The organism is Caballeronia sp. LZ065 (assembly GCF_031450975.1).
Lineage (GTDB): Bacteria > Pseudomonadota > Gammaproteobacteria > Burkholderiales > Burkholderiaceae > Caballeronia.
Map to the genome: position 1 here is coordinate 274,336 of NZ_JARUXV010000002.1, position 11,841 is coordinate 286,176.

Annotated in this window: 12 protein-coding genes; 1 reads left to right on the forward strand and 11 read right to left on the reverse strand. The window is 66.2% G+C overall.

Annotated elements, in window-relative coordinates; translation table 11 throughout:
- Nucleotides 1–97: 97 nt before the first annotated feature.
- From QCE63_RS15435 to QCE63_RS15485, 11 genes are all read right to left on the reverse strand, one after another.
- Nucleotides 98–1,033 (reverse strand): flavin reductase, encoded by a 936-nt coding sequence (locus tag QCE63_RS15435; protein ID WP_309834177.1) that lies wholly within the window; start codon nt 1,031–1,033, stop codon nt 98–100.
- A 12-nt stretch (nt 1,034–1,045) separates the two neighbouring features.
- Nucleotides 1,046–2,113, reverse strand: a complete 1,068-nt coding sequence (locus tag QCE63_RS15440; RefSeq protein ID WP_309834178.1) for an LLM class flavin-dependent oxidoreductase — start codon at nt 2,111–2,113, stop codon at nt 1,046–1,048.
- A 260-nt stretch (nt 2,114–2,373) separates the two neighbouring features.
- Complete coding sequence (locus QCE63_RS15445) at nt 2,374–2,727, reverse strand: RidA family protein (RefSeq protein ID WP_309834179.1); 354 nt, start codon at nt 2,725–2,727, stop codon at nt 2,374–2,376.
- Between the two features lie 79 nt (nt 2,728–2,806).
- Nucleotides 2,807–3,949, reverse strand: a complete 1,143-nt coding sequence (locus QCE63_RS15450) for an FAD-binding oxidoreductase (RefSeq protein WP_309834180.1) — start codon at nt 3,947–3,949, stop codon at nt 2,807–2,809.
- Nucleotides 3,942–5,348 (reverse strand): FAD-dependent oxidoreductase, encoded by a 1,407-nt coding sequence (locus QCE63_RS15455; RefSeq protein WP_309834182.1) that lies wholly within the window; start codon nt 5,346–5,348, stop codon nt 3,942–3,944. The genes QCE63_RS15450 and QCE63_RS15455 overlap by 8 nt, the downstream gene beginning before the upstream one ends.
- Nucleotides 5,338–5,700: a (2Fe-2S)-binding protein gene (locus tag QCE63_RS15460; protein WP_309834184.1), complete on the reverse strand. Its 363-nt coding sequence runs from the start codon at nt 5,698–5,700 to the stop codon at nt 5,338–5,340. Before QCE63_RS15460 ends, QCE63_RS15455 begins: the two co-directional genes overlap by 11 nt.
- A 7-nt stretch (nt 5,701–5,707) precedes the next feature.
- The gene (locus QCE63_RS15465) at nt 5,708–6,844 is read right to left on the reverse strand and encodes an FAD-dependent oxidoreductase (RefSeq protein WP_309834185.1); all 1,137 of its coding nucleotides are present in this window, start codon (nt 6,842–6,844) and stop codon (nt 5,708–5,710) included.
- Nucleotides 6,841–7,638 carry an ABC transporter permease gene (locus tag QCE63_RS15470; RefSeq protein WP_309834186.1) on the reverse strand — a complete coding sequence of 266 codons (798 nt, stop codon included), beginning with the start codon at nt 7,636–7,638 and terminating at the stop codon, nt 6,841–6,843. The genes QCE63_RS15465 and QCE63_RS15470 overlap by 4 nt, the downstream gene beginning before the upstream one ends.
- Before the next feature lie 16 nt (nt 7,639–7,654).
- Nucleotides 7,655–8,527 carry an ABC transporter permease gene (locus tag QCE63_RS15475; protein WP_309834187.1) on the reverse strand — a complete coding sequence of 291 codons (873 nt, stop codon included), beginning with the start codon at nt 8,525–8,527 and terminating at the stop codon, nt 7,655–7,657.
- Nucleotides 8,514–9,602 (reverse strand): ABC transporter ATP-binding protein, encoded by a 1,089-nt coding sequence (locus QCE63_RS15480; RefSeq protein ID WP_309834189.1) that lies wholly within the window; start codon nt 9,600–9,602, stop codon nt 8,514–8,516. Before QCE63_RS15480 ends, QCE63_RS15475 begins: the two co-directional genes overlap by 14 nt.
- Before the next feature lie 42 nt (nt 9,603–9,644).
- Complete coding sequence (locus QCE63_RS15485) at nt 9,645–10,712, reverse strand: ABC transporter substrate-binding protein (RefSeq protein WP_309834190.1); 1,068 nt, start codon at nt 10,710–10,712, stop codon at nt 9,645–9,647.
- A gap of 172 nt (nt 10,713–10,884) precedes the next feature.
- Here QCE63_RS15485 and QCE63_RS15490 point away from each other — a divergent pair, with 172 nt between their 5' ends.
- Nucleotides 10,885–11,829 (forward strand): LysR substrate-binding domain-containing protein, encoded by a 945-nt coding sequence (locus tag QCE63_RS15490; RefSeq protein ID WP_309834191.1) that lies wholly within the window; start codon nt 10,885–10,887, stop codon nt 11,827–11,829.
- Nucleotides 11,830–11,841: the final 12 nt, after the last annotated feature.

An 11,841-nucleotide genomic window follows, 5' to 3' on the forward strand; every position in this document is an offset into this window, starting at 1 on the left:
CTTCGATATGGGTTGAAGGTCGTGATCGACTGCGGTTTCCTTGCACAGCGGGTCGTGTCGGGCGGTGCTCCTTGTTCGAGTGTTCGGGTGTTTGTTATCAGCGTGCGGCCGGTTCGACGCTGCGTGCGTGAACCATCGCCATCGCCATGGCGGCGAGCTTTTCGCCGATCTGTTCGGGCGTGTCGCGGCCCTCTTCGGAATACCATCGATGCGTCCAGCTGACCATTCCGGTTATCGCCAATGCGGTGACGCTGGCATCGTCGATATCGAAGTCGCCGCTGCGCATGCCTTCTTCCAGCAACGCGCGCAAGCCCTGATCGAACTGGTTCTTGGCCGCGTTGATCTCCGCGAGCTTCGCCGAAGGCAAATAAGGCTCGTGGTGAAAGAAGCTGCGCGTGACGGGCGAGTGCGCGAGGTTCAGCGAGGTGAAGCTTTTGACGAACATGCGCAGTTTGTCGGTGGGCGAGCCGGCGTGCGCGGCCGCCTGATCCACCGTCTTGATGGACTGCGCGACCGTCGCACCGTATTGCTCGATGGCCGCGCTGTTGGCCTGGATCAGGCTGGCCCATTCGCCGTCGAGGAACAAGAGCGGATGGTCGCCCGGATTGACCCGCAGCGCGCGCACGTCGCCGATCAGCAGCAGATGCGTGCCGATCTCGACCGCCGATTCGATCACGCAGTCGAACGAGGCGGCGGCGTCGTGCAGCACCGGCGCACCGGTGTCGAGCACGCCCCAGGCGCCGTGTTCGAAGCGCGCTTCGCCGCGCGTCTTGCTGCTCGCGAAGCGGCTGGCGATGGCGTCCTGGTCGTAGCGCAGCACGTTCACCGCGAACGCGCCCGCGCCGAGGATGAAGGGCAGCGCGCTCGCGCTTTTGTTCACGGCGATGGCGAGACGCGGCGGCTCGGCGCAGACCGACATCGCGGCGGTCGCCGTCAGTCCGTTGCGCGCGCCTTCGTGCGCCGCCGTGATGACCGTGACGGCGGCCGCGAGTTGCCGCATGCCCTGCCGGTAATGTGCTTCGCTGACGGCCATGATGTCTCCTTCCTACGCTTCGGCCAGCGCCCGTTGCTTCTTCAGGCGCGGCAACACATGCTCGGCGAACGTGCGCATGTTGTTCTTCGCCAGGTCGAAAGGCATGCCGCCGTAGCTGAAGATGCCGAGCACGGCGTCGGCATCGACCATGTCGACGTATTCCATCAGCTTGTCGTGCACCTGGTCCGGCGTGCCGCGCACTTGCAGGTTGGCGAGGAACTCCACGAACTTGTCGATGCCGTGCTTGTTGATGTTGTTCGCGAGCGCGGCGTAGTACTCGTAGCCCTTGATGTCGGCGAGACCTTCGTTGTTGAACTCGTAGTGTTCCAGCGCCGAGCGGCTGTAGCGCAGCACGTACTTCTGGTACATCTCGTTGGCCATCGCCTCGTCTTCATGGCAGGCAATCCAGCACGCGATGATCGGCTTGGGCGGCTCGCAGTTGTTGATTTCGCGATAGATCTCGCGATACATCTCCAGTTCCGCGACGGTCTTCTCCCACGGCTTCTGCGCGATCACGAGCAGCCCGATGCCGAGTTTCGCCATGATCCGTGCCGATTCCGGCGACACCGCCGCCGCGTAGGTGCGGCCGCGGAAGCTGCGCAGCGGCGCGGGGCGGATCTGCACGCGCGGCTGCCGGTAGGCGGGCGAGTCGCTTTGCAGATAGCCGGTTTCGAGACTGTTCAGGATGGCGTCCGCATAGGCGACGAAGCGGTCGCGCGATTCGCCCATCGGCACGCGGAAGCCTTCGAACTCGATGCGTCCAAGACCGCGCCCGACGCCCAGGATGGCGCGCCCGTTCGACATGTGCTCCAGCACCGCGACCTCTTCCGCGACGCGGATGGGGTCGTGCCACGGCAGCACGTTGACCATCGAGCCGAGCTTCACGCGCTTCGTGCGGCCGGCCATGTAGGTCAGGAACTGCGTGACGTTGGGGCACATCGTGTAGCCGTTGAAGTGATGCTCGGCGGCCCAGATGGAATCGAAACCCAGCGGCTCGGCGAGATCCGCCATCGAGAGCTCGTGCTGGTAGATCTCCTCGTCCGTATGCCCGACGCCGAGATTCTGAAAGATCGTCGTCATTCCCACGTGCATGTGCTGCCTCCCTGTCGTCGGCGCCGCCGGTTGATCTCGCTAAAGATCCGCTTGTGAATTTTTACATTCCAACCAGTATCAAAAATGCTGAGTGGAATGTCAATGATCTTTTCAGAATGGAAAGGGTGGGGATTTCCCGCGTATGGGAAGTCGGCCCGACGAGGAGGGAGAGGTGTAGCGTGTCGCGCGAACGGCGACGAGAGGAATGCGCCCGGCGGCAGAAAACAGCCGCGCGGGCGCGGGCAGCGTTAGCCCAATGCGATTACGGCGATTTCAACCAGCAAGGTCGGCGAAGCAAGTTGTGCCTGCACCGTCGCGCGGGCGGGCGCGCAGCCTTCCGGCACCCACGCGTCCCACACTTCGTTCATGCCGGCGAAATCGCGCGCGATATCCGAGAGCCAGATTTGCGCCGACACGAGCCGCGTCTTGTCGATGCCGGCCTTCTCCAGGAAGCCGTCGATTTTCTCGAGCACCTTCGACGTTTGCAGCTTGATGTCGGGCGTGGGATCGGCGGATGTCTGGCCGCCGACGAACACGAGACCCGCCGCCTTCACGACGCGGCTCATGCGCTGATTGGTGTCGATGCGAACGATATCGCTCATGGGTTGTTCTCCAAATGGGATGAGTGAAACGAAGCCGCAGTCGCGAAAGCCCGCGAGCGTGCGGCGCAGGAAAGGGCGATCAGTGGACCGCAGCGCCGCGTCCGAAGCGGTCGATGGCAAACGCATCGAGCGACAGCGAAGGCGCGCCGTCGAGCATCAGTTCGGACACGAGCTTGCCGCAGCCCGGCCCAAGTTGGAAACCGCTGCCGCAGTAGCCGAACGAGTAGTACAGATTCGCGGCCGTGCGGCTCGCGGAGATCACGGGCAAGTCGTCTTGAATGAAGGCTTCGACGCCGGCCCACGCGCGGTTGACGCCGAGATGCTTCAGATGCGGGAACAGGTCGGTGACGGTGCGGGCGCTCTTCACGAGCCGCACGAAGTCCACTTCGCCATGTCGGTTCGGCAGATCCGCGATGCCGATCAGCTTGCCGCCGATCACCACCGTACCGTTGTCGAACTGCTTGAACGACAGCGGCCGGCCGGTGCCGATCAGCGTCGAACGGCAGAACGGCGCGACGCGCTGCGTCACCATCAGCATCAAGCCTTCGGGACGCACCGGCACCGTTTCGCCGACTTGCTGCGCGAGTTCTCCGGACCACGCGCCCGCGCTCACGAGCAGCTTTTCGGCGCTGAACACACCGCGCGGCGTCTGCGCGATCCAGCGGTTGCCACGCTGTTCGATACGCTTCACCGGCATGCCTTCCAGAAAGCGCGTACCGAGCCGCTGCGCGGCGCGCCGGAAAGCGGTGGTCGTGCGGAAGGGCAGCGCATAGCCGTCGCGCGCGGCCCAGATGCCGCCGGTTACATGCGGCGCGATGGCGGGTTCGAGTTCGAGCACGGTCTTCCGGTCCACGAGTTTCTCGTGCGTGAAACCCTGCGCTTCGAGCAACGCAACGCGCTGACGGCAGGCTTCGAGATCGTCCTCGGATTCGGCGATCTTCAACTGGCCCGACGCCACGAAGCCGCCGTTCTCGCCGATCAGATCGGTCATGCTGTGCCAGATTTCGCGCGACATCAGCGCAAGCGGAATTTCCGGCAGCGGCCGTCCGAGCGTGCGCACGCCGCCGGCATTGACGCCCGACGAATGGCGCGCGACGTAATCGGCTTCCAGCACGATGACCTTCGCGCCGCGCCGGGCCATGTGGAACGCGCTGCTCGTGCCGTGCAGCCCGCCGCCGATGACGAGCACATCGGCTTCGGTGACTTGATTGGCGTCATTCACCGGCGAGTTCCCCGAGCGTGAGCGGCTTGATCGGCGGACGGATGCGGTAATAGCCGACTTCGGCGGGCGACACACGCCGCGCATCCGCGATGACTTCCGTTACGGTCAGCCCGCACATGCGGCCCTGACACGGCCCCATGCCGCAGCGTCCGAACGACTTTGCCTGATTCGGCCCGACGCAGCCGAGCTCGACGAACTCGCGCAACTGGCCCGCCGTGACTTCCTCGCAGCGGCACACGACGGTTTCGTCGCGCGGGATGCGGTTGATGTCGCGCGGACGATAGAGGCTGTCGAGGAATGGCCGGATGCGCATCACGCCCGCGAGCGCGCGGCGCAGTGGCGCGGCTTCTGCATCGCGCCGGGCGATGTCGAGCGCGCCGAGTTGCGCGGTTACGCCAAGCGCCGCCAGCGTGCCCTGCAAGGCCGCTGCCTGCGCGCCGCCGATGCCCGCGCCATCGCCTGCGACGAAGATGCCGGGCACATCCAGCTCGCCCCATGCATCGACCTTCGGCGTGAAGCACAGCTGCGCATCGTCCCAGCGATGCGCAGCACGCAGCGCCTGCGTGAACTGCGTGTTCGGCACGACGCCCTGATGCAGCAGGATCACGTCCGCCTCGATGCGATGCGCCGCGCCTTGCGTCGTGAAGCTGAGCGCGGCCGCGCGTTCGACTCCGTCCGCGCCGATACTGGACTCCACGCGCAAATCGTCGGCGGCTTCGAAGATCGGCACGTTCGCTTCGCGCAGCGTGCGGATCAGCTGCAATCCCTTGGACAGGAACGGCCATGCGCGCAGCGCCGACAACATGTGCTTCTTCGCGCGCCAGCGGTCTTCATGGCGCGTTGTGTCGACCAGCGCGCGGATCGGCACACCGGCGCGCACGTATTGCCAGCCGAGCAGATACAGCAAAGGCCCGCAACCCGCCAGCACCGGCGGCGCGGCGGGCACTTCGCCCGCGCTTTTCAGCAGGATCTGCGCGGCGCCCGCGCTCAGCACGCCGGGCAGCGTCCAGCCGGGAATCGGAAACGGCCGCTCCAGCGCGCCGCTCGCGAGGATCACGCGTTGCGCCTCGAACGAACCGATCTTGCCGTCCTTCAGATAATGGACGCCATGCTCGCGCGTGACCTGCCAGACGCTGGCCTGTGTCACGTGCCGCGCGCCGGATGCCGCGAACGCTGCCGCGATCGCCGTTCCCGCCGCGTAGTCGGGACCGAGGATTTGCTTGCGGCGCGCATCGGCCTTCCCGATCGCGCGATAGATCTGTCCGCCCACGGCGTCCTGCTCGTCGATCAGCACAGTCGAAAGACCCGCGCGCGCGGCGCGCGTCGCGGCGCTCATGCCGGCGGGACCGGCGCCGATCACGACGACATCGACGGCTTCGGAAGTGAAATCAGCGGCCATGGACGTTCTCCAGCGGAGCATCGAATTCAACCGAAGGCGGCAGGTCGCGCGCGCCTTCCTGCGAGCGCACTCGCATACCGGCGCGCACTTCCACCATGCAGCTCTGGCGGCTCGGCACGCCGTCGATCTCGACGAGGCATTCGAAGCACGCGCCCATCATGCAGAACGGCGCACGTGGCGCGCCGGAAACCGGCGTGGCCCGGAACCGCGAGACGCCCGCCGCAAGCAGCGCCGCCGCGACCGAACAACCGGCGGGCACGGTGAGCGGCTGATCGTTGAAGGAGATGTCGAGCGTGGCCACGGCCTCGCCATCCAGGGTCTTGAAGAGTGGGTGATGCGTGTGGACTGTCATGTCGAACTCAATGTGCGGGAGTCAGTTCTTGTGCATGTTCGAAGCGGCGCGCGGAGAAGGTGGGCAGTTCGTCCGGGATCGGCGCGCCGGTGATCCACGGCGCGACGCGCATCGCATGCGCGGCGGCGAGCGTCACGCCGCTATGGCAGGTGACGACGAACGCCCCCGGATGCGCCTCCGACTGGTCGTAGACCGGAAAGCCGTCCGGGCTGTAGACGCGCAGCGCGGCCCACATGCGCACGAGCCGCACGTGTTGCAGCATCGGGAACGCGCGCACGCCGCGACGGGCGATGTCCGACAACACGGGCGTCGTCGTGAAGTCGTTGAAGCCGACTTCCTCCATCGAATCGCCGAACTGCACGCTGCCTTCGTCGGTCTGGCGCACGTTGAGCGTCGGATAGTCGAGGAACGGCGCGACGCGCTCGCTCACCAGCACCTGTCCGCGATTCGGCGCGACCGGCGCATTCAGTCCGACGAACGGCGCAAGCGTCCGGTTGCCAAGCCCGGCCGCGAGCACCACGCGGGCCGCGCGATGCGTCCCGCGCCGGCCATGCACGGTGAAGCCGCCGCTCTCCGGCACGATGCGCTCCACGCGCTCGCCGGAGACAAGCCGCACGCCGCGCGACTGCATCGCCCCGTGCAGCCCGCGCAACAGCTTGAGCGGGTTCACGTGGCCGTCCATCGGTGTATAGCTCGCGCCGATCACCGCCGGGCCGATCTGCGGAATGCGCGCGCGCACCTCGGCGGCGTCGAGCATCTGGTACGGGTAGTCGCCGAGTTCGGCTTGCAACGTCGAGAGGCGCTTTTCGCGTTCGGCGAGTTCGGCGTCGTCGAAACAGAAGTGAAAACCGCCGGGCTGGCGCAGCGCGACATCCACGCCGGTTTCGGCCCGCAGCGCCGCTGCGAAGTCCGGCCAGCGCGTCGCCGAGCTGCGCGACCAGCGCGCATACGGCGACAGGCCGTAGCCCTTGCCCTGGATCCACACGAGGCCGAAGTTGCCGCGTGAGGCGCGCAGGCCGCCGTCGTCTTCGTCGAGCACGGTGACGCGCGCGCCTTCGCGGGCGAGTCCGTAGGCCACGGCCGAGCCGACCAGCCCGCCGCCGAGAACCAGGACGTCGGGGCTGGCGGAGGAGGAAAGAGTCATCGGGCTTCTCCGATCAGGATTCGGTCCAGTCCGACCATGCGGTCGAGCAGGATCATCAGCAGGACCGTGCCGACGATCAGCACCGCCGACACGGATGCCACCAGCGGGTCGATGGTCTGCGCGATCTGGTTGTACATGGCGACGGGCAGCGTCGTGGTGCCGGGCGTCGCGACGAAGATGGTCATGGTCAGCTCGTCGAAGCTCTGGATGAACGACAGCACCCAGCCGCCCGCGACGCCGGTACGGATCATCGGCAGGACGACGCGCCGGAACGCGGTGAAACGGCTCGCGCCACAGGAGAGGGCGGCGCGTTCGGCGTCGCGGTCGAGGCCAACGGCCGCGGACAACGCAAGCCGCAGCGCATACGGCAGCACGATGATCACGTGCGCCGCCACCAGCGACCAGAACGATCCCGACAGATGCAGCAGCGACAGGAAGCGCAGGAACGCGATGCCGAGCACGACGGCCGGGATCATCATCGGCGAGAGGAAGAAGCTCGTAAGCGCCGCGCGCCCCGGAAAGCGATAGCGCGCGATAGCCAGCGCCGCCGGCACCGCCAGCAGCACGCCGATGCTGGCCGCCGCGAACGCGAGCCGCACCGAGAGCCAGAACGCCGAGACGATGTCGCCGTTCTCGATGATCGCGCGGAACCAGCGCAGCGACGCGCCGTCGAAGGGCATCGAGATAAAGCCCTTGTCGGTGAACGCGACGAGCATCACCACGACGAGCGGCGCGGCGATGAACGTCAGGAACAGCGCATTGAAGGTGAGGCCGAGCCAGCCGTTTTCTTTCATGACGGGAGTCCTCCGCTCAGTCGAAAATGTGCTTGAAGCGGCGTTCGGCGAGCCGGCTGCAACCCATCACGATCGCCACGTTGGCGATCAGCAGCAGCACCGCGATGCTCGCGCCGAGCGGCCAGTTGAGCGTGCCGAGGAATTCGTCGTAGGCGGCGGTGGCGACCACCTTCAGGCGCCGTCCGCCGATCAGCGCAGGCGTCGCGAACGCCGAGGCCGACAGCGCGAACACGATGATCGAACCGGACAGCACGCCCGGCATGATCTGCGGCAGCACCACGCGGCGGAACACCTTGAACGAAGAGCCGCCGAGCGAGCGGCCGGCCCATTCCACTTGCGGATCGAGCTTCTGCATCGTGGCCCAGACCGACATCACCATGAACGGCACGAGTACGTGTGTCAGCGCGATGATCACGCCGGTCATCGTGAAGACGAGGCGAATGGGTTCGTCGGTGATGTGCAGCGCCTGAAGCACGTTGTTCAGCACGCCGTTGTTGCCGAGCAGGATCTGCCAGCCGAGCGTGCGCACGACGACGGAGATCAGCAGCGGCCCGAGCACGATCAGCAGGCACAGCGACTGCCAGGGCCGCTTCATGCGCGCCAGCACGATGGTTTCCGGCACGCCCAGCACGATGGACAGCAGCGTCACCGCGAAGGCGAGGCCGGCCGTGCGCAGGAAGATGGTGCCGTAGTACGGGTCGCTGACCACTTCCCAGTAGTTGCCGAGCGTGAATGCGGGCAGGACGCCGGCCGTGTCGCTGAAGACGCGGAACGACAGCATCAGCGTGAGCAGCAGCGGCACCAGCAGCAGGCCGATGAACAGCAGCAGCGCGGGGCCCGACAGCAGCCACGGCGCGGCGCCGGGGCGGGCGTCTTCAAGCGTGGCCATGGGCGTTCCCTTGCGGTTCCTGCGTGAGCACGCGCAGGTCGTCGTCGGTCCAGTCGAGGCCGACTTCGTCGCCTTCCTCGGGCGGCGGCGCGCCATGGTTCGGCTGCGCGACACGCAGCTTGCCGAGCCCGGTCTCCACTTCCAGAAGCCACTGATTGCCGACGAACACGCGCGTCGCAATGCGGCCGCGCACGCGGGCCTCGCCGTTGCTGCCATTGGCGAGATGGACCTTCTCCGGACGGATATAGACGTTCACCGCGCCGTCCACGTCACGGCCCTCGTGCGGAACGTGCAGCGTCGTCCCCGCGACTTCGACGATCGCGCAGCGCGGATTGCGTTGCAGCACTTCGCCGGCGAATGTATTGGTGCGGCCGAGGAACGTCGACGCGAACGGCGTGGCCGGACGCTCATAGGCGTCATAAGGCGTGGACAGCTGCGCGATGGTGCCGCGATGCATCACCGCGATGCGATCGCTCATCGTCATGGCCTCGACCTGGTCGTGCGTGACGAGAATGGTCGTGATGCCGAGACGCTTCTGGATCGCCCGCAATTCGATGTGCATCTCTTCGCGCAGTTTCGCGTCGAGGTTGGACATCGGTTCGTCGAGCAGGAGCAGTTGAGGCTCCATCGCGATGGCGCGCGCAATCGCCACGCGCTGCCGCTGCCCGCCCGACAGCTCCTTCGGATAGCGATGCCCGAGGCCGTTCAGACGCACCAGCGCGAGCGCTTCGGCCACGCGCTCATCGCGTTCCTTGCGCTTCACCTTGCGCATCTCCAGACCGAAGCCGACGTTGCCGGCCACGGTCATGTGCGGAAACAGCGCATAGCTTTGAAACACCACGCCGAGGCCGCGTTTCTCCGGGCGCTCGTGGGTGATGTCGCGGCCATCGAGCAGGATGCGGCCGGTGGTCGGCGTGACGAAGCCGGCCACCATCTGCAGCGTGGTGGTCTTGCCGCAGCCCGACGGGCCGAGCAAGGACAGCAGTTCGCCGCGCTCGACCGAGAGATCGAGTTGTTCGATCGCCGTGAAATCGCCGTAGCGTTTCGAAATGCCTTGCAGTGTCAGAAAGGCCATATGCCTTGCTCCTTCGTCACGTCAACGGATCGCGTGTGCGGCTCAGCGCTCGACCGAACGGTTCCAGCGCTCGGTCCACTCGGTGCGATGCTGGTTGATCGTGGCCCAGTCCATCGCGGTCAGCTTGGCGACCTGATCGGGACCATAGGGCACGCGCGCGACGACTTCAGGCGTGAGCTTCACTGTCTTGTTGACCGGACCCAGGCCGATGTTCTGCGCCTGGAGCATCTGGACTTCGGGCGTCAGCAGGTATTGCACGAACTGCTGCGACAGCTGCGGCTGCGCGTTCTCCGCGATGGCGCAGGCGGCCACCTGCAAGGCCACCGCGCCTTCCTTCGGGTAGATGAACTTGAGCGGGAAACCGGTGTTCTGCAACGCGACGGCGCGGCCGCTGCCATACGGCGCGAGGATCACGTCGCCGGACTGCATCTGGCCGTCCATCTCGCCGGGCGTCGGCGCCCACGAGAGGACATTCGGCGCGACCTGCTTCGTCATTTCGGTGAAGCCGGGATCGATGTTCTTTTCGCCGCCGCCCGACAGGCGCGCCAGCATCACGAGCGTGTGCAGGCCGTAGGTGTTGGTGATCGGCGGGACACCGAGCTTGCCCTTGATGCGCTTGTCGGTGAGCACCTTCCACGAATCCGGCGGCGGCAGGCCGGCCTTCTTGAAGGCTTCCTCGTTGTAGCCGATACCCGTCGCCACCATGCCGACGCCCACGGCAGTCGGCCCGAGTTTCGCGAGCGGATACACGTCCTGCATGATCGGCGCGTCGTCGAGCTTCGCGCACAGGTTCATCTGCATGGCCTGGTACATGGGGCCGTCGTCCATCACCGCGACGTTGATCTGCTGATGACCCTTCTGCGCCTGGAGCTTGGCGAGCGTGTCGCTGGAATTGCCCGCGACGTAGACGATCTTGACGTTGTGCGCCTTCTCGAAGGGCGGGATGATTTTCTGCCGGTAGAGCTGTTCGTTCGAGCCGCCGACATTGGCGACATAGAGCGTGGTTTCAGCGTGGGCAAGGAGCGGCGCAGCCAGCGCGCCGGTGATCGAGACGCCCGCGATAGCGGTGCGGGACAGGACAGACAGACGGCGGTTCAGCGCGCTTCTCATGACGACGATCTCCAGATCCGGTATGTGGGGGAGCGGGCTGTTGCGCCCGTCGCTGAAAAGCAGTGTCGCGCCGTCAAACCATATCGTCCAATACGAATAAAATAGCTATCCATGCAGGAATGATATGGATTCGGCTTAACGAGAACAGGGAAAACACGAGGAGAAACCCACGATGAACCTGAAGCACATCGAGGCATTCCGGGCGGTCATGGTGTCCGGTTCGATGACCGCCGCAGCCAAGGCGCTGTTCACATCGCAGCCCAATGTGAGCCGCCTGATCTCGCAACTGGAACGCGAAACCGGCCTGCAATTGTTCCAGCGCAGCGGCGTGCGGCTGATCCCGACCAGCGAGGGCACCGCGTTCTTCCGCGAAGTGGAGCGCGCGTTCGTCGGCTTGCAGGGACTCGCCAACGCGGCCGCGCAGATTCGCAATCTCGGCAGCGGCCGTCTGCGTATCGCGGCGATGCCCTCGGCGGGCATCACGCTCGTGCCGCACGCGATCAAGCGCTTCGTCGAGCGCTTTCCGGAAGTGACCGTGTCGCTGCACGTGAACACGTCGGGCACGGTGAACCACTGGACGGCGTCGCAGTTCTGCGATCTCGGCGTGGCCGTGTACGTGAGCGAGGCATCGGATTGCGAAGTGGAGCAGCTATCCAGCGTTTCGGCCGTGTGCGTGATGCCCGCGCAGCACCGGCTCGCGAGCAAGCGTGCAATTCGGCCGGAAGACCTGGAAGGCGAGTCGTTCATCTCGCTGTGTCACGGCGACGGCACGCGCGCGCTCATGGACGACGTGTTCCAGCGCGCGGGCGTCAAGCGCGTGCTGGCCATCGAGGCGCAGTACACGGCGATGTGCTGCGAAATGGTGCGGCATGGAATGGGGGTGACGCTGGCGCATCCGATCGTCGCGCGGGACTACCGGGGGCCGGATATCGCGATTCGGCCGTTCTTGCCGGACACGCGCTTTCCTACGTATCTGCTGTTTCCGCCGCATCGGCCGCGCGAACGGTTGGCGTCGGCGTTCGTGGACGTGCTGCGCGAATTGCACGAGGAACTGCTGGAGGATGTCGTCGGGCCGCCGCCGCGGCGGGCGCGGCGCGCGGTGGCGGCCGGTCGCTGACGAGGCACGCGC

Bases quoted from the DNA above. Each gene is read 5' to 3' on its own strand.
- QCE63_RS15480 (WP_309834189.1), bottom strand. From the start codon at position 9,602: ATGGCCTTTCTGACACTGCAAGGCATTTCGAAACGCTACGGCGATTTC.
- QCE63_RS15435 (WP_309834177.1), bottom strand. From the start codon at position 1,033: ATGGCCGTCAGCGAAGCACATTACCGGCAGGGCATGCGGCAACTCGCG.
- QCE63_RS15445 (WP_309834179.1), bottom strand. From the start codon at position 2,727: ATGAGCGATATCGTTCGCATCGACACCAATCAGCGCATGAGCCGCGTC.
- QCE63_RS15485 (WP_309834190.1), bottom strand. From the start codon at position 10,712: ATGAGAAGCGCGCTGAACCGCCGTCTGTCTGTCCTGTCCCGCACCGCT.
- QCE63_RS15455 (WP_309834182.1), bottom strand. From the start codon at position 5,348: ATGGCCGCTGATTTCACTTCCGAAGCCGTCGATGTCGTCGTGATCGGC.
- QCE63_RS15440 (WP_309834178.1), bottom strand. From the start codon at position 2,113: ATGACGACGATCTTTCAGAATCTCGGCGTCGGGCATACGGACGAGGAG.
- QCE63_RS15475 (WP_309834187.1), bottom strand. From the start codon at position 8,527: ATGGCCACGCTTGAAGACGCCCGCCCCGGCGCCGCGCCGTGGCTGCTG.
- QCE63_RS15465 (WP_309834185.1), bottom strand. From the start codon at position 6,844: ATGACTCTTTCCTCCTCCGCCAGCCCCGACGTCCTGGTTCTCGGCGGC.
- QCE63_RS15490 (WP_309834191.1), top strand. From the start codon at position 10,885: ATGAACCTGAAGCACATCGAGGCATTCCGGGCGGTCATGGTGTCCGGT.
- QCE63_RS15470 (WP_309834186.1), bottom strand. From the start codon at position 7,638: ATGAAAGAAAACGGCTGGCTCGGCCTCACCTTCAATGCGCTGTTCCTG.
- QCE63_RS15460 (WP_309834184.1), bottom strand. From the start codon at position 5,700: ATGACAGTCCACACGCATCACCCACTCTTCAAGACCCTGGATGGCGAG.